Source organism: Microbacterium aureliae, from assembly GCF_054780155.1.
The window spans coordinates 499034-521859 of record NZ_BAAGWW010000001.1 but is presented as its reverse complement, the minus strand read 5'-3'; the positions used below and the strand labels follow the sequence as shown (position 1 = coordinate 521859).

Genomic DNA, 22826 nt, shown 5'->3' with positions numbered 1-22826 from the left:
CCGGACGGGGCATGTCCGCGCGGCGCGATAGCGTCGGGGGGTGTCCCCGAGCAGTGTCCGCGAGCAGTTCCGGCCGGATGCCGCCCAGCGAGCGGTCGTCGAGCTGGACGCCGCGGATTCCGGCGTCGTGCTGGGGGCTCCCGGCACGGGCAAGACCGCGACGCTCATCCGCCGGGTGGCCCGCCTCCTCGGCGGTGCGCGGGCCGCCGGGACCGGGGCGGTGCGTCCCGATGAGCTGCTGGTCCTCACCCCCACGCGGCAGACCGCGACCGCCATGCGGGACCGGCTCGCCGCCGGGCTCGATCTGGCCACCCCCGGGCCGCTCGCGCGGTCGACGGCATCCTTCACCTTCCAGATCGTGCGCGCGGCGGCCGTGGCCGACCGCGCCGAGGTTCCGCGCCTGCTGACCGCGGGCGATCAGGACCGGATCATCGCCGAGCTGCTCGCCGGCGACGAGGAGGACGCGGCGTCGCGGGGGGATCGCTGGCCCGAGACCCTGGCCCCGCCGGTCCGGGCCGCACGCGCCTTCCGCGCGGAGGTGCGCGCCTTCGCGGCGCAGTGCGCCGAACTCGGGCTCGGGCACGACGAGCTCGGCCGGCTGGCCGAGTCCCAGGGCAGCCCGACGTGGGCGGCGGTGGCCTCGTTCCTGCGCGACTACGACTACGCCCTCGCGCGCATGCGGGCGGCGCACCGGGATCCGGCGCAGCTCGTCCACGAGGCGGCGAGCCTGCTCGAGAGCGCCGGCCGCGACCGCATCGGCCCCGTCGCGGATCTGCGGGTGCTGCTGGTGGACGACGCGCAGGAGCTGACGCGCGGCGGCGTGGCGCTGCTCCGCGCCGCGCGGCGGCGGGGCATCGCCGTCGTGGCCTTCGGCGACCCCGACATCGGATCGGGGGCGTTCCGGGGCGCCGGCCCCGAGCTGTTCGACGATGTCGTCCGCGCTCTCGGCGGTGCCGTCCACGTGCTGGACTGCCCGCACCGGGCCGGACCTTCCCTCACCCGGCTCACGCGGACCGTGACCGCGGCGATCGGGGCGGCCGGCCGGGTGGACCACCGTCGGCCGCCCGGGCCCGACGCGGCGGACGACGGTGCGGCGGACGACGGCGCGGTGGCGGCGGTCGTGGCGGACTCGCCCTTCGCCGAGGTCGACGCGATCGCCCGGACGCTGCGCGAATGGCATGTGCTCGAGGGCATCGCGTGGGACGACCTGGCCGTCATCGCGCACGACACCCGGCAGGTCGCTCAGCTCGAGGCCGAGCTCGCCACCCGCGAGGTGCCGACACGCGCGGCGAGCGTGCCCCGCCCCCTCGGTCGCGAGGGCGTCGTGCGCGACCTCGTCGGGATCGTCCGGCTCGGCCTCGCCGAACCGGACGACCGCGACCCCGACGCGCTGGCAGAGGCGCTCCTCAGCCCGTACGGGGGACTGGACGCGGTGGGGCTGCGGCGACTGCGGGCGCGGCTGCGGATCGAGGAGCTCGCGGCGGGCGGGTCACGGCCGGCCAGGGAGTTGCTGGCCGAGGCGCTGAGCGCACCCGCGACGCTGGCGCTGGTCGATTCCGCCGAGGCCCGCCGTGCCGAGCGCCTCGCCGGGACGCTCGCCTCGCTGCACGCCGACGGGCGGCGGGGCGCCACCATCCACGAGCTGCTGTGGCGCGTCTGGGAGCGCTCGGGGCTCGAGCAGGCGTGGTCCCGGCGCGCGGCTGACGGGGGCGCGGGCGCCGAGGACGCCACGCGCGCCCTGGATGCGCTCGTGGCGCTGTTCGGCGCGGCGAAGCGGTCGGTCGAGCGCGCTCCCGACGAGGGCCCGCTGCCTTTCATCCGCGAGATCCTGGACAGCGAGGTGCCCGAGGACATGCTCACCGCGCCCGAACGCGCCGGCGCGGTGACGCTGCTCACGCCGGCGGCGGCGCTGGGAACCCAGTTCGAGGCGGTCGTGATCGCCGGCGTCCAAGAAGGCGTGTGGCCGAACACGCGCCTGCGGGGCGGTCTGCTGGACACGTGGCGGCTCGCCGACGCGGTCGAGGCCCACCGCGGCGGCGGTCCCGTGCACGAGACCGCCATCCTCGACCGCCGCCGGGCGGCCCTTCACGAGGAGCTGCGGCTGTTCGTGCGGGCGATCTCCCGCGCGCGGTCGCGCGTGGTGGTGACGGCGGTCGCCGACGACGACCTCACTCCCAGCCCGCTGCTGACCTACCTCCCGGAGCCGGCGACGATCCCCGAGACGGCCGGGCACCCCTTCACGCTCCGGGGCCTGGTCGCCCGGCACCGCCGCACGCTCACGACGGATCAGGATGCCGCCGCGCGCGCCCATGCGGCCGGCCAGCTCGCCCTCCTCGCCGACGCCGGCGTCGCCGGCGCGCACCCCGACTCGTGGTTCGGCGTGACGCCGCCCTCGAGCACCGCCCCGCTGCACGACCTGGAACGCGCGCCCGTGCGGGTGTCGCCCTCGCGGCTGGAGGGATTCGAGGCGTGCCCCCTGGACTGGGCGGTGCGCGCCCTCGGGGGCGACACGTCGTCGTTCTCATCCGGACTCGGCACCATCCTGCACGCCGCCATGGAGGCCGCGCCCGACGGCGAGCTCGCCGCCCTCCGCCGCGTCGTGGAGGAGCGCTGGGGCGAGTTGGAGTTCGAGGCGGCGTGGCTGGAGCGTCAGGAGCGCTCGTGGGCCGACACCCTCGTCGGCCGGCTGCACGTCTACCTGCGCCGGGTGCACTCCGAAGGAGGCACGCCGGTGGGCGCCGAGGCGCGCTTCCGCCTGGCGGTGACCCTGGCCGACGACCCCGCCGGTCCCGCCGTGGTGCCGGTGGACGGCGAGAGCCCCCTGACCGGACCGCACGCCGTCCTCAGCGGTTCGATCGACCGCGTCGAGGTCTATCCGCCGGGCAGGGGAGAGGACGTGCCGGAGGCCGCGGCGGACGCCGAGCGCGTCGTCGTGATCGACCTCAAGACCGGCCGCTCCGAAGCCCGCGTCTCAGCCGAGAAGGTGCGCGAGGACGCGCAGCTGGCCGCCTATCAGCTCGCGGTGACCCACGGCATGATCCCGGGCGTCGACGGCGCCGTCAACGCCGGCGCCCGTCTGCTCGTGCTGTCGAAGACCCTCAAGGGCACCCACTACCGCATCGCGCATCAGCCCCCCATGCAGGATGCCGAGAAGTCGGCGTTCCTGCGCCGGCTGGCCGACGACGCCCGGGGGATGGCCTCGTCCACGTTCGTGGCGAACATCGACGCCCACTGCACCGACGACCGGTTCGCGGTGTGCCGCCTGCACACCGTCAAGGCGGTGAGCTCGGCGTGACCATGCAGCTCGAAACCACCACCGGGTCCGTGTGGCCCACCGCCAGCCCGCTGTCGGCCTCCGCGCTGGCCGCGGCGTTGGGGCTGCCCGAGCCCACCGCCGATCAGCGCGCCGTCATCGAGGCGTCCCCCGATCCGGCGCTCGTCATCGCGGGCGCGGGCAGCGGCAAGACCGAGACGATGGCCGGCCGCGTGGTGTGGCTGGTCGCCAACGGCCACGTGCGGCGCGACGAGGTGCTGGGGCTGACCTTCACCCGCAAGGCCGCCGGAGAGCTCGGCGAGCGCATCGGCGCGCGACTGGCCCGGGTCGGCGAGTACGCCCGTCGCGGTCTGCTCGAGCATGTGCCGGCGCTCGCGGCCTCGGGCGAGCTGTCGACCCTGTGGGAGCACGTGAGGGCGCAGCCGGAGCGGGCGCGCACCGCCGCGCTGCACGGGCAGCTGGACCGCCTCGCCCTGCAGTGCGGGGCGGCCGCCCCCGCCGACGCCGACTCGGGCGAGGACCTGCTGCTGCGTCCCCGCGTCTCGACCTACAACGCCTTCGCCGACGCGATCGTCCGCGAGCACGCCGCGCGCATCGGGCGTGATGCCGAGGCGACGCTCCTCAGCCAGTCCGGTTCGTGGCTGACCGCCCGGCGCGTCGTGGTGTCGGCGGTGGACGAGCGGCTGGCTGCGCGCGAGGACCGCTTCGCCACGGTCGTCGACGCGGTCCAGCGCCTGGCCGGTGAGGTGCTGGACAACCGGGTGGATCTGGACGAGCTCGCCGCCTTCGGGCGCGACATGGCCGCCGCGCTGGAGCCGCTGACAAATCCCGCCCTCGCGAACCCCGGCGACATCGAGAAGTTCCACGCGGCGATGGGGGGCCTGCCCGTCCTCGCCGACCTCGTCCGCGAGTACGCGCGCGCGAAGCAGGCGCGCTCCGCGCTGGATTTCGCCGACCAGGTCGCCGGCGCGCTCGAGATCGTGACCGGCTCCGCCGACGTGGCCGCCGAGCTGCAGGCGCAGTACCGTGTGGTCCTGCTCGACGAGTACCAGGACACCTCGGTCATCCAGACCGAGCTCCTGGCCGCCGTCTTCCACGACACCGCCGTCATGGCCGTCGGCGACCCGCACCAGTCGATCTACGGCTGGCGGGGCGCCAGCGCCGACAACCTCCGCGCCTTCGCGCGGGACTTCGCCCGCCGGACGCCGTGCCGCCGCTACGCCCTCAGCGTCAGCTGGCGGAACAACCGCACGGTCCTCGACGCCGCCAACGCGCTCATCGGCGGGGTCGACGCCGACGTCTCGCCGCTGGCCCCGCGCCCGGGCGCAGGCGAGGGGCGGGTGGATCGCGTCTTCGCGCCGACCATCGACGACGAGGCGGCCGCCGTGGCGGACTGGTTCGCGCGGGTGCGGCGGGACCACGCCGTAGCCGCCGCCGGCACGCCGCACAGCGGGGCGATCCTGTTCCGGGCGAAACGGCACATGTCGGTCTTCGCCGACGCCCTGGCCGCGCGCGGCATCCCGCACCGCATCCTGGGGCTCGGCGGCCTGCTGTCCACCCCCGAGGTCGTGGACGTCGTGGCGGCGCTGCGTGTCATCAGCGACCCGGGTCAGGGCTCCAGCCTCATCCGGCTGCTCGTCGGCCCGCGGTTCAGCGTCGGGGTCGCCGACATGGCGGCTCTGCACGACCTCGCCCGGACGCTGGCCGAGCGCGACGTGTCCTTCTCGCGGCTGCCCGAGGACCTCATCCGGCGGCTGCGGGTCTCGGTCGGGTCCGATGAGCAGGTGTCGATCGTCGACGCCGTCGACGTCGTCCGGGCGCTGCCGGCGGGCTACCGGCTGCTCGAGCAGTTCAGCGCCGAGGGGGTGCGCCGCATCAAAGAGGCCGGCGCCGTCTTCGAGCGGCTGCGCGGACTCGTCGGCCATCCCATCCCCGAGCTCATCCGCCAGATCGAGCTCGAGCTCCGCCTGGACATCGAGCTCGCCGCGAACGAGACGCGCGGCCCCGCCCGGCTGGCGTCGGCGCAGCTGCGGTCCTTCGTCGACGAGGTGCGGGGGTTCCTGGCCTCGGACGAGCGCGGCTCCGTCTCGAGCCTGCTGGCGTGGCTCGACCACGCCGAAGAGACCGACGAGCTGATGCCCCGCCCCGAGCCGCCCGAGCCCGGAGTGGTGCAGCTGCTGACGATCCACGGGTCCAAGGGCCTGGAATGGGATGCGGTGGCCGTGGTGCGGATGGTCGCCGACGAGCTGCCCAAGCGCCCGCGCACGACCCTCGGCTGGCTGGGCTACGGCGTCGTGCCCTACCGGTTCCGCGGGGACCGCGACGCGCTGCCGTCGCTGCGGTGGGATCCTCGCGACCCCGGCGACCGCCGCGGACTGCAGAAGGCGATCGGCGACTTCAAGGCCGCCAATCGCGAGCACCAAGAGGCCGAGGAGCGTCGGCTGGCGTACGTCGCGGTGACCCGCGCGCGCGGCGACCTGCTGCTGACGGGCTCCCGGTGGGGCGGCCAGCGCGAACCCCGCCGGCCGAGCCCGTACCTGGATCAGATCATCGAGGCGCTCGGCCTGGACCCGATCGAGGTCGACGAGGGGGACGAGAACCCGTACGCGGACCGCGCCGGGGCGACCCTGCGGTGGCCCCTCGATCCGCTGGGCGGCCGCTCCGCGGACGTCCGGCGTGCCGCGGACGAGGTCCGCGCGGCCCTGGCCGGGCCCGCGCGAACACGGCCGACCGAGGAGCTGGACCTGCTGCTGCGCGAGCGGGCGGCCCGGTCCGCGCCCGCGCCGGGTGCTCCGCCCTCGCGGGTGGCGGCATCCCGCTTCAAGGACTTCGTCGAGGACTTCGACGGCACCGTCCGCGCGATCCTGCGGCCGCTGCCCGAGCGGCCCTACCGCCAGACCCGCATCGGCACGCTGTTCCACGCGTGGGTCGAGCAGCGCTCGGGGCTCGTGGGCCGCGCGGCGTCGCTCGACGACGGACTGTGGGAGAGCGACGACGAGCAGGCCGACAGCGAATCCGCCCTGGCCGACGCCGCCGAGATGGCGCGTCTGACCGGGATCTTCCTGTCGTCGGAATGGGCCGGGCTGCAGCCGATCGAGGTGGAGACCGAGATCGACGTCGCGCTGCAGGGGGCGGCGGGCCTCGTCAACGTGGTGTGCAAGCTGGATGCCGTCTACCGCCGCGCCGATCGCGGCGGGCGCATCGAGATCGTCGACTGGAAGACCGGGCGCCCGCCCGCCGACGACGGCGAGAAGGACGAGCGGATGCTGCAGCTGGCGCTGTACCGCGTCGCGTACCACAAGCGGCACGGGGTGCCGCTGGACCGCATCGACGTCGCGCTGTACTACGTCTCGGACGACCTGGTGATCCGCTCCGACCGCGTCTACTCCGAGGCGGAGCTCGTCCAGCGCTGGAACGCGGCGCGCGAGGCGCGCTCGGCCTCGAGCTCGTCGTCGCCCTGAGGGATCGTCTCGGGGTCGTGCAGTCGCGGCACGCTCGGCGTCGGCTCGGACGCCTGCGCGGGCGGGTCCGCCACGTCGACGGGGCCGGTCTCGCCGTCGTCGCCCACCCACTCGCCCAGGACACCCGGGTCGTAGGCATCGGTCTGCATCGAGGTGTCGGCGTGGGACGCGCCGCCGGGCACGCGCCCGAGGAGCGCGATGGCGTCGTCGACGTCGGCTCCGGCGCCCGCGCCGAAGTCCAGGCCGCGCACCGAGCTCGACAGCGACTCCAGCAGCGCGGTGGCGTCGTGGACGATGTCCTCCCGGCCCTCGTCGTGGCCGTGCACGAGCCATCGGGCGAACTCGAGCTCGGCGTACAGCCGCGCGCGCTCGCGCACCGCGGCGTCGGGCGCGCGGTCGCTCGCGCCCACGTACGCCGCGAAGACGTCGTCGGCGGCGTCCGGCGCCGAGGCGAGCCACTGCAGATCCACGGCGGGGTCGCCGACGCTGAGACCGTGCCAGTCGAGCAGGCCCGTCACCCGGGGCACGTCGTGGACGTCCTCGAAGAGGAACGCCGCCGCGGTCGCCCCCCCGAGGACGACCGAGGACTCGAAGCGCCACAGTGACCCCTCGTCCATCGCACGCCGCCAGCGCACGATGAGCGCCGCCGGCACGCTGCCCGTCGCCGCCGCGCGATCGGCCAGCCGTGCGGCGTCGGCCCGGATCTGCTCGGGCGAGCGGACGGGCAGACCTTCGGCGCGGACCACCGAGGCCGGCAGAGCGTGGAGCGCTGCCAGCGCAGCCCCGAGCGAGGTCGCGGCGCCCCGCCCGGGGGGCAGATGGGCGGCATCCACCCGGTAGCCGGGCAGGAAGTCCACCACCGTGACGCGACCGTCGCGGAGGGCGGCCTCGCCGAGCAGCTCGGGAGCGCGGAAGGGCAGCAGGTTGCGCACGCCCGGGGTCAGGGCGCGCAGGGCGCGCGACTGGGCGGCCAGCTCCTGGGCTGCGTCGTTGTCGACGGGAGCGCGCACGACGACGCGGCGGCCGTCGTCGAGATCGGCGATGGCGGAGTCGTAGCGTCCGCTCGAGCCTTCGGTGAGAGCCCCGGCACCCACGACGCCGACCCGCGGAAGGGCCGAGGTGACGGCCGCGGCTAGAGTGAGGGGAGAGCGTGCCATGAGCCCAGGGTAGGTCGCGGGCGAGCGCGCGGCGCCGCGCCACGCCCTGGCCCGATCAGCCGCCGCGACCCCTGCCCGCCCACGCTCCCGACCCGCGGAGGACCCCGATGCCGCCCCTCGAACCGTCGTCTCACCTCACCGGGGACGCCGTTTCGCAGCCCGGTGCCGATGCGCCGCCCGAGGCGCTGGATCGCGCCGCGGACGAGCGCGCCGGGCCGGGTCTGGTGGAGCGGCTGCGCGAGGCGGCGGGCACGCGCGTGCTGCTCGTCTCGGGCGACGCCGCGCCGCTCCGCGACGACGGCGGACTGGACTGGACGACGGCTGACGACGCGGCGGCGCAGGGCGACGACGTCCACTGGGCTTTCCTCGGACGGGACCGGGACAGGGCGGCGCTGCTGGTGGCGGTGCTGCCCGACGACGCGCCTGCGGGTGCGGAAGACACCCCTCGGTGGCAGAGTCTGCGCGCGGCGGCCGGTGCGCTGACGGAGGCCGACGCCGCGGCCTTCGTCACGGCGGTCAGTCTCGGCCGATGGCTGCGCGAGGCGCCGCACTGCCCCGCGTGCGGCGCCCGCACCGCGGTCATCGAGGCGGGCTGGTCGCGGCGATGCCCGGACTGCGGACGCCAGCACTTCCCGCGGACCGACCCGGCCGTCATCGTCGCCGTCGAGAGCGCGGCGCGGGATCGGCTGCTGCTGGGCTCGAACGCGCTGTGGGGCGCCGATCGCTACTCGTGCTTCGCGGGATTCGTCGAGGCGGGGGAGTCCCTGGAGTCCGCCGTGCGCCGCGAGGTGGCCGAGGAGGCCGGCGTCGAGGTGACCGATGTCCGCTACCGCGGGTCTCAGGCGTGGCCGTACCCGCGCTCGCTGATGGTGGGCTTCCTCGCCGCCGCACGCGACGACCGGGCGGCGCGCGCGGACGGCGACGAGATCGTCGAGGTGCGGTGGTTCACGCGCGACGAGCTCGCGGACGCCCTCGGCGGGACGGGGGCCGCGACCCTCCCGGGCCCTGCCTCCATCGCCCATCGCCTCATCAGCGAGTGGGTCGCCTCGACGCCTCGCGGCGTCTCGGCGCGCACGGGGGAGCGCGCATGAACGCGGACGCCCTGGCGGGCCTGGACGAGCAGCAGCGCGAGGCCGCGGCGGCGCTGCGGGGTCCCGTCGCGGTGCTGGCGGGCGCCGGCACCGGCAAGACGCGGGTCATCACCCACCGGATCGCGCACGGCGTCGACACCGGTGCGTACTCGCCCGGCCGCGTGATGGCGGTCACCTTCACCGCGAAGGCGGCGGGCGAGATGCGGGGCCGGCTTCGCGCGCTCGGCGTCGAGGGGGTCTCCGCCCGCACGTTCCATGCGGCCGCCCTGGCGCAGCTGAACTACTTCTGGCCGACCCTCGCGGGGGACACCATGCCCGCCATCGTCGACAACAAGGTGCGGCTGCTCGCGCACGCGGCCGACGGCATCGGCATCGACCCCGACCTGCCCACCCTGCGGGATCTGGCATCCGAGATCGAATGGCGCAAGGTCTCGATGCGCAGCATCGAGGACTACGCCGCGGCCCGCCCGCACGGCGTCGGGCGGCTGGGGATCGACCGTGTGGTCGCGCTGCAGCGGGCGTACGAGAAGCTCAAGGACGAGCGCCGGCAGCTGGACTTCGAGGACGTGCTCCTGGCGTGCGCGGGCATGCTCGAGGCGGAGCCCAAGGTCGCGCGAGCCGTCCACGAGCAGTACCGCCACTTCACCGTCGACGAGTTCCAGGACGTCTCGCCGCTGCAGCACCGGCTGCTGGAGCTGTGGCTCGGCGACCGCCGCGACCTGTGCGTCGTCGGCGACGCGAGTCAGACCGTCTACTCGTTCGCCGGTGCGGACGCCGGCTACCTGCTGGACTTCGCCCGCCGGTGGGAGGACGCACGCGTCGTCCGCCTCGAGACGAGCTACCGCTCGGACGGACCCATCCTCGACGTCGCCAATGAGCTCATGCGCGATCGCGCGGGAGCGCTGCACCTCGTGCCCGCGCGGGATGCGGCGGGCGAGATGCCGGTCCTCAGCGACCACGACGACGACGCCGACGAGGCGCGCGCCGTGGCACGCCGCATCGCGGGGCTCATCGGGGAGGGGGTCGATCCCCGGCAGATCGCGGTGCTGTACCGCTCCCACGCGCAGTCGGCGGAGCTGACGGGGGCGCTCGCCGAGGCCGGCATCGCGACCACGGTGCTCGGGGGCAAGCGCTTCTTCGACCTCCCCGAGGTGCGCCAGGCCGTCATGGCCCTGCGGGGTGCATCGGTCGCGCCGCTGGCGCAGGGACTGGTGGACGCGGTGCGCGACGTGCTGCGCTCGCTCGGGCTCACCGACGAGCCGCCGGCGGCCGGCGGCGCCCTGCGCGATGCGTGGGAGGCGCGCGCGGCCATTCTGCGCCTCGCCGAGGAGGCCGAGCCCGGGACGACGCTGCGCGCCTTCACCGACGAGCTCACCGCCCGCGCGCGCACCCACGACGAGCCCGCGCGCCGGACGGTCACCCTCTCGACGCTGCACGCGGCCAAGGGCCTGGAGTGGGACCACGTCCACCTGGTGGGCCTGGCCGAGGGGCTGCTGCCCATCTCGTACGCCACCACCTTCGAGCAGGTCGACGAGGAGCGCCGCCTCGCGTACGTCGGCGTCACGCGGGCCGCGCGCACGCTGTGGCTCAGCTGGGCGCGGGGCCCTCGGGGACGTCAGCCGTCCCGGTTCCTGCGAGAGATCGGCACCCGCACGCTGCGTGCGGCCGGTGCCAGCGGGTCCGGCGGCGCAGCGCGTCGTCGCTGAGCAGCACCGATCGCGTCCGGGGCTCGCGGGCGGTCGAGGCATCCGCCCTGACCAGGGCGGCGGCGACCAGTCCCGCTTCGGCCGCCCGGGAGGCCGCCACGGTGGGTGCGGGGCGACCCAGCAGCTGGGCGACCATCAGCGGCCACGCCGGATCCAGGTCCCGGCGGCGTGCGGCCAGGCACGCCAGGCACGCCGTCCGGCCGGGCTCGACGCGCGGCCCGATCTCGATGCCCCCCGGATGCAGGAGGATCGGCAGGTGCACCGCGTCGCCGGCCATGAGGGCGGCGGCGCGCCGGGGGTCCACCACGTGGTGGGCGACGACGACGGTCACGGGACGGTCGCCGTCTGCGCGGACGGCCGGGATGCCGGCGGCAGAGGTGCCGGGGACGTCGATGCCGACGGCGAGTCCGGCGTCCTGCAGCGCCCGGACGAGGGCGTCCGCCGCGGCGCCGGGGACATCCGCGGGGAGCTCCACCACGACGCGCCGGGCGCCCTGCGTGCTCCGCAGCAGGACGGGGTCGAGCTGGTCGAGGAAGCGCTGCGCCCGCGCGTCGTCGATGCCGTCGGCCCGGGACAGGGCGACCAGGTCGGCGGGGGCGGCGCCGGACTCGAGCGCGGTGAGCCACCGTTCCTGCCAGGCGGCGGGTGCTTCCACGCGAGCCCGCGCGTCGACGCCGAACTGCACGCAGTCCTCGGATCGCCAGAGCGGAGGGTGGGCGGGGTCCAGGCGCAGCATGCGTCGATCCTCGCGGCCGGGTCGTCGGCGCGCCGGGCTTGTCCACAGGCGCGGCCTCCCCGGCCGCGAAAAGGGCGGCTGGGGAGGAGAGGTCACACGGGGCGGTGGTCCTCGGGGGAACCCTCGTCGGGCCGGTCCTCGCCGGACAGGAGCCGTTCGAGGGCCTCGTCCATCTCGTCGCCGGCGACCCGCTCGCCGCGGGCGTGGGCCTGCAGCCGGGCGACCAGCGCACTCGGGTCGTCGATGTCGTCCGCCGTGGGCATGAGGTCGGGGTAGTCCCACAGGGCGTCGCGGGCGGCGACGCCGACGGCGTCGGTGACCGCGCGCCACATGCGGGCGGCCTCGCGCATCCGTCGCGGCCGCAGCTCGAGGCCGACGAGGGACCCGAGGGCGCGCTCGGCGGGCCCGCCGACGGCGCGCCGGCGGCGCACCACCTCGGCGATCCTCTCCGCGGACGGCAGGCGTCCGGTGGCGTCGGCGGTCACGACGTCGACCCAGCCCTCGACGGTCGCCAGCAGGTTCTCGAGGCGCGACAGCGCGAGCTCCTGCGCCTCGGTCCGCGCCGGCAGCAGGGCGCCGCTCTCGAGCGCGCGGCGCAGCTCGCCGGGGTCCGAGGGGTCGAACCGCGACGCGAGGTCCTCGAGGGCCTCGGTGTCCACGTGCAGGCCGCGGGCGAACTCGGTCACCTGCGAGATGACGTGCAGCCGCAGCCACCGGGCGTGCCGGAACAGCCGGGCGTGGGCGAGCTCGCGCGCGGCGATGTAGAGCGCGAGCTGGTCGTCGGGGATCTCGAGCTCCTGACCGAGCCCGGCGAAGTTCTGCGGCAGGACGGCGGCCTGCCCGTCGGGCATGAGGGGGATGCCGACGTCCCCGCCGCTCAGAACCTCCTTGGACAGCTCGCCCACCACCTGGCCGAGCTGCGAGGCGAACAGCGAGCCGCCGACGGTGCGCATGAGCCTGCCGGCGCCCTGGACGATGTCCTGCATCTCCTCGGGCGCCTGCTCGCTGAGGCTGCGCGTCATGGCGTCGGCGATGCTGGTGGCCACCGGCTCCGCCAGCTCCTGCCACACCGGCAGGGTCGCCGAGACCCAGCCGCCGCGGGTGAGGGGCGCGGGCGTCGTCGCGAGCTCCGAGATCGTCGTCGCCTCGCTCAGCCACAGCCCCGCCAGGGCGAAGGCCTGATCCAGGTCGGTGCGCTGGCCGGCGGTGACCCCCTGCCCGTCCTGGTTGGCGATGTGCAGCGCCTGACGCTCGGCCATCTCCCACGAGATCCCGTCGTCCGTGCCCGAGAACGCGCCCTGCAGGTGGCGCATGACGGTCTGCATCATGGCGGGGTCGATCTGCATGCCCGACAGGCGCGACAGCGCCTCGGGGTCGATGTCGCCGGCGGCGCCGCCGAGCATCCTGCGCAGGAGCTCCTGGAAGTCGTTCTCGGGACGCTGGTCGTCGGGACGGTCCTCGTCGGTCACTTCAGCCGCCTTTCAGCCGGGTCGGGGCGCTGTCGTTCTACGCTAGTGGCGAGAATCATCGCACTGCCCGGCAGGTCCTCGAACCTCTTACGCCGGTCGCGAACGACCAGGCGAGAAAGGTCCCCGTGGCGCTGTTCGACGAGAACCCCCGAGTGTCCGCGCCGCCGCGGCGGCCCATGAACCGCGCCATGTCCGCGGGGATCTGGGCGCTGTCGGCCGCCATGATCGTCCTGCTCGTGCTGACCTTCCTGCCCACGTCGTACGTCATCCAGCGGCCGGGGCCCGTCTACAACACCCTGGGCGCCGCCGAGACGGCGGACGGCACCGAGGTGCCGCTCATCTCGGTCGACGGCGCCGAGACCCACGCCACCAGCGGCGCGCTGGACCTGCTGACGGTGCAGGTGGTCGGCAACCGCGAGCGCACGCCGTCGTGGTTCGAGCTCTCGCTGGCCTGGTTCGACCCCAGCCGCGCGGTCATGCCCATCGACACCGTCTTCCCCGAGGGGCAGACCGCCGAGGAGCGCAGCGAGGAGAGCTCCGCGCTCATGGTCGACTCCCAGAAGGAGGCCACGGCGGCCGCCCTCACCGAGCTCGGCTACGAGGTCTCGCCCCACCTGACGGTGTACTCGCTGCTGGACGACTCCGCCGCGACGGGGATCCTGCAGGAGGGCGACGTCATCGTCGCCGCGCAGGGCGACGCGGTCCGCGACGCCGACTCGCTGCGCAAGATCGTCAACGACGGCGGCGGCGACCCCGTCTCGCTCACCGTGCAGCGCGGCGGCGACGAGCGCGAGGTCGACGTGACGCCGCGCCGCACCGAGATCGACGGCGAAGAGACGCTGCTGCTGGGCATCACGCTGATGACCGACTACGAGTTCCCCTTCGACGTCACGATCCAGCTCGACAACGTCGGCGGACCGTCGGCGGGCATGATGTTCGCCCTCGGTCTCGTGGACGTCCTGACCCCCGGCGAGCTGACCGGCGGCGAGCGGATCGCGGGCACCGGGACCATCAGCGGCACGGGCGAGGTGGGCCCGATCGGCGGCATCCGTCAGAAGATGTGGGGTGCGGTGGATGCCGGGGCGACGTGGTTCCTGGCACCCCAGGAGAACTGCGACGAGGTCGTCGGGCACGTCCCGGGGGATCTGCGGGTGTTCTCGGTCGAGACCCTCGACGACGCGCTGGAGGTGCTCGACGCGGTCTCGACCGGCGGCGACACGTCGGGTCTGGCGACCTGCACGTCCTGACAGCGGGGCTTGAGGTCTCGGCTGACGCCCAGCCGCCGAGCGGAGGGGCGGTCGCTGCCGCCGCCTAGGATGGAACGGTGACCACGACCTCGGCGCCGACCCCGGCCACACCTTCGCCCGCCCGCCGCGTCATCGCGATCTCGCTGGCGGTCATCGCCGCTCTCGTGGTGGCCTTCTTCGTCTTCGCCAACCTCTATTCCGAATGGCTGTGGTTCGAGCAGCTCGGCTTCGACTCGGTCCTGGTCACGCAGTGGATCGCGCGCACCGCGATGTTCGCCGTCGGGTTCCTCGGCATGGCCGTCCCGGTGTGGCTGGCCATCCAGCTCGCGTACCGGCTGCGCCCGGTCTACGCGCGCCTGAGCTCGCAGCTGGACCGCTACCAGGAGGTCGTCGAGCCGCTGCGACGCCTGGCGATGTGGGGGATCCCGGTCTTCTTCGGCTTCTTCGCCGGCTTCTCGGCCTCGGCGCAGTGGGAGACCACGTGGCTGTGGATCAACGGGGTCGCCACCTCGGACGTCGACCCCGAGTTCGGGCTCGACACCGGCTTCTACCTGTTCGGGATGCCGTTCTACAGCGCCCTGCTCGGCTTCGTCTCGGCCGTGCTGCTGGTGTGCCTGCTCGTCACCGCGGCGGTGTCCTACCTCTACGGCTCGGTGCGGGTGGGCCAGCGGGAGCTGCGCATCTCGAAGTCGGCGCGCATCCAGCTGGCGGTGCTGGCGGGCCTGTACCTGCTGGTGCAGGGTGCGAGCATCTGGCTCGACCGCTATCGCACGATGGTCGAGCCCGGCGGCATGGGCCGCATCACCGGCCCCGGCTACACCGAGGCCAACGCCGTGATCCCCGGCCAGACGGTGCTCGCGATCGTCGCGGTGCTCGTGGCGATCCTGTTCTTCGTCACGGCCGTGATCGGCCGCTGGCGCTACCCGCTCATCGCCACGGCGCTGCTGGTGGTCTCGGCGATCGTCGTGGGCGTCGGCTACCCGTGGGTGGTCCGCACCTTCCAGGTCCAGCCGAACCAGCTGTCCCTCGAGGCGGAGTACTACCAGCGCAACCTCGACATGACCAAGGCCGCGTACGGCATCGACGGCCTCGAGAAGAGCGACTTCACCGCCGAGACCGATGCCGCCGAGGGCCAGCTGCGCGCGGATGCCGAGACGACGGCATCCATCCGCATCATGGACCCCGCCATCATCGGCCCGACCGTCCGCCAGATCGAGCAGTACCGCGCGTACTACCAGTTCCAGGATCCGCTGGACGTAGACCGATACGAGATCGACGGGCAGTCGCAGGACACCATCGTGTCGGTGCGCGAGCTCAACGTCGACCAGCTGGGCGCCGCCTCGAACTGGCAGAACAACACCCTGGTTTACACGCACGGCTACGGCATCGTCGCCGCGGCGGGCAACGAGCGCACCGACGACGGCAACCCCGTCTTCCTCGAGCGCGGCATCCCGGCGGCCGGCTTCCTCTCGGACCAGGAGGACTTCCAGCCGCGGGTGTACTTCGGCGAGTTCTCGCCGCCGTACTCGATCGTCGGGGCGCCCGAGGGGACCGAGCCGATCGAGCTGGACTACCCGTCGGGGCCCGAGGGGGCGAACGAGACGCGCACGACGTTCGAGGGCGACGGCGGCCCGAGCATCGGCAACGTCTTCAACCGCCTGATCTACGCCCTGAAGTTCCAGTCCGAGCAGATCCTGTTCTCGGACTCGGTGAACGAGGAGTCGCAGATCCTCTACGACCGCGATCCGGCGCTACGCGTGCAGAAGGTCGCGCCCTACCTCGAGCTGGACAGCGACCCGTATCCGAGCGTCGTGGACGGCCGCATCGTGTGGATCGTCGACGGCTACACCCTCAGTGCGAACTACCCCTACTCCACGACGGTGAGCCTGCAGCAGGCGATCGCGGACTCCAACAACACCGCGCCGCGCTTCACGCTCGACGACATCAACTACGTGCGCAACTCCGTCAAGGCCACCGTCGACGCGTACGACGGGTCGGTGACGCTGTACGCGTGGGACGAGGAGGATCCGCTGCTGCAGGCGTGGCAGAAGATCTACCCGTCCACGCTCGAGCCGATCAGCGAGATGTCCGCTGACCTGATGAGCCACGTGCGCTACCCGACGGACCTGTTCAAGATCCAGCGGGCGCTGCTGGGCGTCTACCACGTCGACGACGCGCGGGCGTTCTTCCAGCGGGACAACGCGTGGGCCACCCCCAACGACCCGCAGACCGACGCGCGCCTGCAGCCGCCGTACTACCTGACGATGCAGATGCCGGGGCAGGACCAGCCGTCCTACTCGATGTTCACCACCTTCATCCCGTCGTCCGAGGCGGGGACGGCCAGCCGCAACGTGCTCATGGGCTACCTCGCGGTGGACTCCAACGCCGGAAGCGAGGCGGGCACGAAGGCCGAGGACTACGGCAAGCTCCGCATGCTGGAGGTGTCGGCCGAGACGACGGTCCCCGGTCCCGGACAGGTGCAGAACCGCTTCGACTCCGACACGGCCGTCTCGTCGCAGATCAACATCCTGCAGCAGGGGCAGTCCGAGGTCCTCAACGGCAACCTGCTGACCCTGCCCGTCGGCGGCGGACTGCTCTACGTCCAGCCCGTCTTCGTGCAGGCGTCGCAGGGAACCCAGCTGCCGACCCTGCGGAAGGTGCTGGTGGCCTTCGGCGACAACATCGCCTTCGAGGACACCCTCGACCAGGCGCTCGACGAGCTGTTCGGCGGCGACTCGGGGGCGAACGCCGGTGACGGCGAGGTCGATCCGGCGCCGATCCCGACCGACCCCGGCCAGCCGACCGACCCCGCCGAGCCGACCGATCCCGAGCAGCCGACGGTGCCGCTGGACGACTACCAGGCCGCGCTCGAAGAGGCGCGCCAGGCGATGCTCGACCGCGACGCGGCGCTGCAGGACGGCGACTGGACGGCGTACGGCGAGGCCGATGAGCGCCTCACCGACGCGATCGACCGCCTGCTCGAGCTGAGCGACGAGGGCGCCGCGAACGGCTGACCCCCCCTCACGCACGAGGACCCCGGAGCTGCGGCGCCGGGGTCCTCGTGCGTCGGCCTCACTGCGTGGTGAGGGCGTACCAGATGAGGAGCATCGTCACGACGAAGCCGGCGAACTGGTTCAGCCACAGGAACCACTGCCACCCGCGCGTGGCGGTGTGCGCGGTCTCGTCGCTCACCGAGCGGTAGGGCCAGACCGCCGCGAGGTAGGGGAGGGCTGCGAGCGCGGCGAGCGGCCCCGGCCACGCGGTGAACAGCACCGTGACCCCCGCCGCGGCGTAGCACGCGAACGCGAACCGCACCGTCCAGCGGGCGCCGCGGGCGGTGGCGATCGACGAGATCCCCGCCTCGCGGTCGGCGACGACGTCCTGCACGGCCCCGAAGGCGTGCGAGGCGACGCCCCACAGCGCGAACGCGACGAGCAGGACCACCAGCTGCCACGTCCACACCGCGCCGGCGAGCACGAGCGCGTACACCGCCGGCGAGAAGAAGTGGATGCTGCTGGTGACGGAGTCGGCGAACGGCCGCTCCTTCAGCCGGAGCGGCGGCGCGGAGTAGAAGACGACGAAGAACAGGCTCGCCGCGAGCACGAGCCACGACAGCGGCGAGCCCGCCGCGACGAGGAACGCCACGAACGGCAGGCACGTCAGCGCGGCAGCCCACAGCGTGACGGCGTGCATGCGCCGGTCCAGCACGGCGCCGTGCGCGCCGCCCTTGCGGGGGTTGCGCAGGTCGGATTCGTAGTCGAACACGTCGTTGATGCCGTACATCGCCAGGTTGTAGGGCACGAGGAAGAACAGCGTCCCCACCACGAGCACGACGTCGATCTCGCGGGTCGTGAGCACGTAGGCCGCGGCGAACGGGTAGGCGGTGTTGATCCACGAGACCGGGCGCGAGGAGACGAACAGCTCCCGCAGCACGCGGCCGGCCGTCAGCGGCGCCGTGCTCACGACGACTGCCGCTCGCGGCGCCGCGCGGTCACCAGCGTCAGGACGGCGGGGACCCCGAATGCGGCGCACAGCGCGTAGGCGAAGTCCTCGACGGGTGCCAGGCCGATGCGCAGGCCGCTGTTGTTCTCTTCCGGATACCGCACCAGGTCGGACCCGATCATGATCGAGTCGAACACGGCCGTGAGGACGAACAGCACCGCTGCCACGATCGCCGATGCCGCCATGCGACGGCCGAAGTTCGGATGCCGGAGTGTGGCGAGGACGACGACGGCGGTGACGGCCAGGAAGGGCAGGTTCACCAGGGTGTAGGTCACGCGCCCGTCCTCTGCTCGGCGGCGGGGGAGTCGCGCCGGTCGAGGACGCGGGTGGCCGCGCCGTAAACGACGAGCGCGAGGTAGCAGAGGAAGGCCAGGAACACCGGCTCCTCGAGCGGCAGCTCGGGGGCGAGGTCGATGCCCAGGAAGAGCGGGCTCTCGCCCTTGAAGAACGCCCCGGTGAGGATGCCGGCGGCATCCCACACCAGGAAGAACGCCACGCCGATGAGCACCGCCCACAGCGTCGCACGGGGTGCGCGGAAGGCGGCGAGGCGGAAGCGGGCGTCGAGGGTGGCGATGCCCGCGGCCGACACCAGGATCGCGGCGAGGTACAGTCCCGGCATCCTCACACCTTCGCCGGCTCGGCCACCGGACCGGCCGAGCGATCCCCGCGCAGCCGCTTGAGCACGAGCTCCGCCGAGATGAGGCACATCGGCAGACCGATCCCGGGCAGGCTGGAGGTGCCCGCGTACGCCAGCCCCCGCACCTTCCGCGAGGCGTTGCGCGGCCGGAAGATCGCGCTCTGGGCGAGGGTGTGCGCCAGGCCCAGGGAGTTCCCGCGCCACGAGTGCAGGTCCGCGGCGAAGTCGCCGGGGGCGATCGTGCGCCGGACGACGATGCGATCGGCGAGGTCGGGGATGCCGCACCACGTCGCGATCTGGGCGATGACAGCGTCGGCCGCCGTCTCGACGGCGGGGTCGCCGTCCCCGTCGACGCCGCCGTGCCCGATGTGCGGGTCGGCGGGGATCGGGACCAGGACGAACAGGTTCTCGTGGCCGGCGGGCGCGACCGACGGGTCGGTGGCGCTGGGGCGGCACACGTACAGCGAGGCGGGGGTGGGGATGCGGGGGTCCTCGCCGAAGATGTCGTCGAAGTTCGTCCGCCAGTCCTCCGCGAACAGCAGCGTGTGGTGGGCGAGCTGGGGCAGCTTCCCCTCGACGCCGAGCAGCAGCAGCAGCGCCCCGGGGCTCGGGGTCTTGTCGTCCCACCACGGCTCGGGATAGGTCTGCAGCTCGCGCGGCAGGAGCGCCGTCTCGGTGTGGTGCAGATCGGCGGTCGAGACGACCAGGTCCGCGTCGAACGTGCGACCGTCCACCAGGCGGATGCCGGTGGCCACGGCATCCTTCGTGCGGATCTCGGCGACCTCTGCGTCGGTGTGGATGACCACGCCGCGCGCGCGGGCGAGCCGTTCGATCGCGGCGATGATCTCGGTGAACCCGCCCTGCGGATACAGGACGCCGTCGTCGAGGTCGAGGTGGCTCATCAGGTGGTACAGGCTCGGGACGCCGAAGGGCGACCCGCCGAGGAACACGGCCGGGTAGCCGAGGATCTGACGCAGGCGCGGATCGGCGAAGCGCTTGTCGATGTACGAGGACAGCGTGCGGGTCAGCAGCGGCGCCAGCTGCGGCACGCGGCGCAGGAGTGCGGGGTCGCGCAGCCCGGCGGTGGTCTCGTAGGTGTCGTAGAGGAAGCGCGTGACGGCGAGGTCGTACGCGTCGGCGGCGGAGTCCAGGTAGGCGTCCAGCTTCGCGCCGGCGCCGGGCTCGATGCCCTCGAACAGCTCGACGGCCTCGCGCCGGCCCGAGCGGATGTCGATCGCGCCGGGGTTCTCGTGGGCGCCCGGCTGCCCGTAGACCCGGTAGGCGGGATCCAGCGGGACGAGGTCGAGCTCGGCCTCGGCGGTCGTGCCGAGCAGCCGGAAGAAGTGGTCGAACACCTCGGGCATGAGGTACCAGCTGGGTCCGGTGTCGAAGCGGAACCCGTCCGCCTCCCACGAGCCGGCGCGGCCGCCGAGATCCTCGCGCGCCTCGCACAGCGTCACCCGCCAGCCGTCCTCGGCCAGCAGGGCGGCGGTGGCGAGGCCGGCGATGCCGCCGCCGACGATGACCGCGGATCCGGGCGGGGTGGGCGCTTTTCTCACGGGCGGACCTCTCTGGGGGCGAAGCCGAGGGCGGCGCGGGCTGCCAGCCGCGCCTTGACGGGGTCGGGGACGCGGACGCGGACGCCCGCCCGGCGCGGCCGCCGGAGCCGGGCGGACAGCTCGGCGAACAGGTCGTGCGCGGCGGTGACTGCCCGGCGGCAGTCCGCGGGCAGGTCGGGGACGACGGCCGCTGCGGCGGCGAGATCGGCATCGATGCGATCGAGCACCTGCGCGCGGGTCACCCGGCCGTCGCCGAGGCCCAGGTAGTCGCGGCCGAGCGCGGCGGCGTCGTGGTCGAGGTCCCTCAGGAAGTTGACGTCCTGGAACGCCGCGCCCAGGCGCCGGGCGCCGTCGACGAGGGCGGGCGGGGCCTGCTCCGGATGCCGGGAGCCGGCGTTGACGAACACCTGCAGGCACATGAGCCCCACGACCTCGGCCGAGCCGTACACGTAGGCGTCGTGCGAGGCGTCGTCGTGGGACGCCGTGGACAGGTCGGTGCGCATCGAGGCGAAGAAGGGCCGGATGAGGTCGTCGCCGATGCCGCATTCGCGGGCCGTGCGGGCGAAGGCGTGGACGACGAGGTTGGCGCTGAAGCCGCGTCCGACCGCGGCGAGCGTCTCGTCCTCGAGCGCGTCGAGGACCTCGCGCAGCGCCTCGGCGCCGAGTCCCGCGGCGGCGGCGGGGCCGTCGACCACCTCGTCGGCCACGCGCACCAGGGCGTACACCGCGCGCACGTGCGGGCGCGGTCTCGGGCCCAGCAGACGGCACGCGAGGTTGAACGAGGTGGAGTAGCGGGCGATGACGGTCTCGGCGGCGTCCTGCGCGACGGCGTCGTAGAGCGCGAGCCCGGTCGCGTCGCCGTCGCGGTGCGTCGCGCCCGTCACGGCACGCGCTCCTGGATGCCGTCGGCGAGGGTGTGCAGCAGGGCTCCGGCGGGGGCGGGGAGGCTGCCGGACGAGGCGGCGCGGCGCACCTCGTCGAGAGTCTGATCGACCATGTCCCGCAGCTGCAGGCGCGCCCCGCTGTCCTCGAGCGCGCGCTGGGCTTCGCGCACGGCGATGGGTCCGGTGTGGGCGACGGCGAGCGCGGATCCGACGCGGGGCCACGCCGGGGTGCGTCGGGCGAGGGCGACCAGCGGCGTGCGCTTGGACTCCCGCAGGTCGCCGCCGGACTCCCGGCCGGCCTGCTCGGCGCTGCCGAACGCGCCGATGAGGTCGTCCACCAGCTGGAACGCCAGACCCAGCCGGTCCGCCGACCGGCCGAGCTCGGCCAGCTCGTCCTCGCCGGCCCCGGCGATCACGGCACCGGCCACGAGCGGAGCGCGGAAGGAGTAGACGCCGGTCTTGTTGAAGGCGGTGGCCAGCAGGTCGGTGGCGTCGGCGTCGCGGTCCACGATGCTGTTCTCGACGTCGGCCAGTTCGCCCGCCGCCGAGACGTACACGGCGTCGTCGAGCAGCTGAAGGACGTGCGCGCGGGCGGCGGCGGGGATGTCGGCCAGTGCGACGATCCGCAGCGACTCGTGCAGCAGCAGGTCGCCGGCGAGGATCGCGGCGGCGTCGCCCAGGAGCGCCATGCCCTCGGCATCCGCCCCCAGGCCCCGGGCGCGCAGGCGGAACTCGCCCGCGACGTTCGGGATGCCGCGGCGCATGGTGTCGTGGTCGATGACGTCGTCGTGGACGACGAACGCCGCGTGCAGCAGCTCGAACGCCGCGGCGACCTGATGGACGGCGCGGGTGTCGCCTGGGTGGCCGCCGAAGGCCTCGAACGCCTCGCACACCAGTACCGGACGGAAGCGCTTGCCGCCGCGGGCGGCGCGGCCCACGGCGTCGGTGAGGGCGGCGAACCCTTCGCCGAGGCCGTCGGCGCGGACGCGGATGCGCTGGATCGCCGCCTCGATCACCTCGTCGAGGTCGGGGCGGGCTGTTCGGGGGATCATGAGGCGCGGCGGCGCTCGGCCACGTCGTCGAAGAGGTGGAGTTGCTGCGCCTGGAGCACGAGCCACGGGCTGAAGGCCCAGGGGGTGGAGCGCAGCGACGCCGCGAGCTCGAGCGGGTCGACCCAGCGGGCGTCGACGACCTCGAGCGGGTTGAGCGTGGGCTGCTCGTCGGTGCGCGCGATGTAGACCGGGCACACCTCGTGCTCGACGATGCCGGTGGCGTCGGTCGCGCGGTAGCGGAAGAGGGGGAGGGCGAGCTCCACGTCGCGCAGCGTCAGCCCCAGTTCGAAGTCGGCGCGGCGGTGGACGGCGGCCATGACCGGCTCCGCGGGTCGCGGGTGCCCGCAGAAGGAGTTGGTCCAGACCCCGGGCCACGTCTTCTTGTCGAGGGCGCGACGGGTGACCAGCACCTCGCCGTCGGAGTTGAGGACGTGGCACGAGAAGGCGAGGTGCAGGGCGGTGTCGGTCCCGTGGACGCTGCTCTTGGGCGCTGTTCCGATCGCCCGGCCTTCGTCATCGAGGAGGACAACCTGGTCGGCATCGGTCATGTC

The 22826-nt window shown here is 74.0% G+C and carries 16 protein-coding genes; 6 read left to right on the top strand and 10 right to left on the bottom strand.

What is annotated here, in order from left to right:
* Window positions 1-40: 40 nt before the first annotated feature.
* Both ACYVF4_RS02575 and ACYVF4_RS02570 read left to right on the top strand, forming a co-directional pair.
* Window positions 41-3295 carry a PD-(D/E)XK nuclease family protein gene (locus ACYVF4_RS02575; RefSeq protein ID WP_460719430.1) on the top strand — a complete coding sequence of 1085 codons (3255 nt, stop codon included), beginning with the start codon at window positions 41-43 and terminating at the stop codon, window positions 3293-3295.
* 2 nt (window positions 3296-3297) lie between these two features.
* Window positions 3298-6735 carry a UvrD-helicase domain-containing protein gene (locus tag ACYVF4_RS02570; protein ID WP_460719428.1) on the top strand — a complete coding sequence of 1146 codons (3438 nt, stop codon included), beginning with the start codon at window positions 3298-3300 and terminating at the stop codon, window positions 6733-6735.
* Here the strand turns inward: ACYVF4_RS02570 and ACYVF4_RS02565 are convergent.
* Complete coding sequence (locus ACYVF4_RS02565) at window positions 6657-7892, bottom strand: phosphotransferase (RefSeq protein WP_460719426.1); 1236 nt, start codon at window positions 7890-7892, stop codon at window positions 6657-6659. The two genes, ACYVF4_RS02570 and ACYVF4_RS02565, sit on opposite strands and share 79 nt — an antisense overlap.
* A gap of 107 nt (window positions 7893-7999) precedes the next feature.
* On the opposite strand from ACYVF4_RS02565, the gene nudC reads away from it, so the two are divergent.
* On the top strand, window positions 8000-8983 hold the full coding sequence (gene nudC / locus ACYVF4_RS02560) for an NAD(+) diphosphatase (protein WP_460719424.1): 984 nt from the start codon (window positions 8000-8002) through the stop codon (window positions 8981-8983).
* Window positions 8980-10689: an ATP-dependent helicase gene (locus ACYVF4_RS02555; RefSeq protein WP_460719422.1), complete on the top strand. Its 1710-nt coding sequence runs from the start codon at window positions 8980-8982 to the stop codon at window positions 10687-10689. The genes nudC and ACYVF4_RS02555 overlap by 4 nt, the downstream gene beginning before the upstream one ends.
* Here the strand turns inward: ACYVF4_RS02555 and ACYVF4_RS02550 are convergent.
* Complete coding sequence (locus ACYVF4_RS02550; protein WP_460719420.1) at window positions 10571-11425, bottom strand: hypothetical protein; 855 nt, start codon at window positions 11423-11425, stop codon at window positions 10571-10573. The genes ACYVF4_RS02555 and ACYVF4_RS02550 overlap by 119 nt on opposite strands.
* 92 nt (window positions 11426-11517) lie before the next feature.
* A complete protein-coding gene (locus ACYVF4_RS02545) occupies window positions 11518-12828 on the bottom strand; it encodes a zinc-dependent metalloprotease (RefSeq protein ID WP_460720732.1) in 1311 nt (436 codons plus the stop codon).
* Between the two features lie 191 nt (window positions 12829-13019).
* Between ACYVF4_RS02545 and ACYVF4_RS02540 the strand changes: the two genes are divergently transcribed.
* On the top strand, window positions 13020-14141 hold the full coding sequence (locus ACYVF4_RS02540) for a YlbL family protein (RefSeq protein WP_460719418.1): 1122 nt from the start codon (window positions 13020-13022) through the stop codon (window positions 14139-14141).
* A gap of 77 nt (window positions 14142-14218) precedes the next feature.
* A complete protein-coding gene (locus ACYVF4_RS02535; RefSeq protein WP_460719416.1) occupies window positions 14219-17155 on the top strand; it encodes a UPF0182 family membrane protein in 2937 nt (978 codons plus the stop codon).
* Window positions 17156-17213: 58 nt separating this feature from the next.
* Here ACYVF4_RS02535 and ACYVF4_RS02530 read toward each other — a convergent pair whose 3' ends face one another.
* From ACYVF4_RS02530 to idi, 7 genes are read right to left on the bottom strand one after another with little or no spacing between them, the layout of a single operon-like run.
* The gene (locus ACYVF4_RS02530; protein ID WP_460719414.1) at window positions 17214-18104 is read right to left on the bottom strand and encodes a prenyltransferase; all 891 of its coding nucleotides are present in this window, start codon (window positions 18102-18104) and stop codon (window positions 17214-17216) included.
* Window positions 18101-18418, bottom strand: a complete 318-nt coding sequence (locus ACYVF4_RS02525; protein ID WP_460719412.1) for a lycopene cyclase domain-containing protein — start codon at window positions 18416-18418, stop codon at window positions 18101-18103. Before ACYVF4_RS02525 ends, ACYVF4_RS02530 begins: the two co-directional genes overlap by 4 nt.
* A complete protein-coding gene (locus ACYVF4_RS02520) occupies window positions 18415-18762 on the bottom strand; it encodes a lycopene cyclase domain-containing protein (protein WP_460719411.1) in 348 nt (115 codons plus the stop codon). The genes ACYVF4_RS02525 and ACYVF4_RS02520 overlap by 4 nt, the downstream gene beginning before the upstream one ends.
* 2 nt (window positions 18763-18764) lie before the next feature.
* Window positions 18765-20339, bottom strand: a complete 1575-nt coding sequence (gene crtI, locus ACYVF4_RS02515) for a phytoene desaturase family protein (protein WP_460719409.1) — start codon at window positions 20337-20339, stop codon at window positions 18765-18767.
* Window positions 20336-21223, bottom strand: coding sequence for a squalene/phytoene synthase family protein (locus ACYVF4_RS02510; RefSeq protein WP_460719407.1), 888 nt, complete (start codon window positions 21221-21223; stop codon window positions 20336-20338). The genes crtI and ACYVF4_RS02510 overlap by 4 nt, the downstream gene beginning before the upstream one ends.
* Window positions 21220-22275 (bottom strand): polyprenyl synthetase family protein, encoded by a 1056-nt coding sequence (locus ACYVF4_RS02505; protein ID WP_460719405.1) that lies wholly within the window; start codon window positions 22273-22275, stop codon window positions 21220-21222. The genes ACYVF4_RS02510 and ACYVF4_RS02505 overlap by 4 nt, the downstream gene beginning before the upstream one ends.
* On the bottom strand, window positions 22272-22823 hold the full coding sequence (gene idi, locus ACYVF4_RS02500) for an isopentenyl-diphosphate Delta-isomerase (RefSeq protein ID WP_460719403.1): 552 nt from the start codon (window positions 22821-22823) through the stop codon (window positions 22272-22274). Before idi ends, ACYVF4_RS02505 begins: the two co-directional genes overlap by 4 nt.
* Window positions 22824-22826 lie beyond the last annotated feature (3 nt).

Coding starts and splice junctions, on each gene's coding strand:
- ACYVF4_RS02570 (WP_460719428.1), top strand. CDS start 3,298: ATGCAGCTCGAAACCACCACCGGGTCCGTGTGGCCCACCGCCAGCCCG.
- ACYVF4_RS02565 (WP_460719426.1), bottom strand. CDS start 7,892: ATGGCACGCTCTCCCCTCACTCTAGCCGCGGCCGTCACCTCGGCCCTT.
- nudC (WP_460719424.1), top strand. CDS start 8,000: ATGCCGCCCCTCGAACCGTCGTCTCACCTCACCGGGGACGCCGTTTCG.
- ACYVF4_RS02555 (WP_460719422.1), top strand. CDS start 8,980: ATGAACGCGGACGCCCTGGCGGGCCTGGACGAGCAGCAGCGCGAGGCC.
- ACYVF4_RS02550 (WP_460719420.1), bottom strand. CDS start 11,425: ATGCTGCGCCTGGACCCCGCCCACCCTCCGCTCTGGCGATCCGAGGAC.
- ACYVF4_RS02545 (WP_460720732.1), bottom strand. CDS start 12,828: ATGCTCGGCGGCGCCGCCGGCGACATCGACCCCGAGGCGCTGTCGCGC.
- ACYVF4_RS02520 (WP_460719411.1), bottom strand. CDS start 18,762: ATGCCGGGACTGTACCTCGCCGCGATCCTGGTGTCGGCCGCGGGCATC.
- ACYVF4_RS02505 (WP_460719405.1), bottom strand. CDS start 22,275: ATGATCCCCCGAACAGCCCGCCCCGACCTCGACGAGGTGATCGAGGCG.
- idi (WP_460719403.1), bottom strand. CDS start 22,823: ATGACCGATGCCGACCAGGTTGTCCTCCTCGATGACGAAGGCCGGGCG.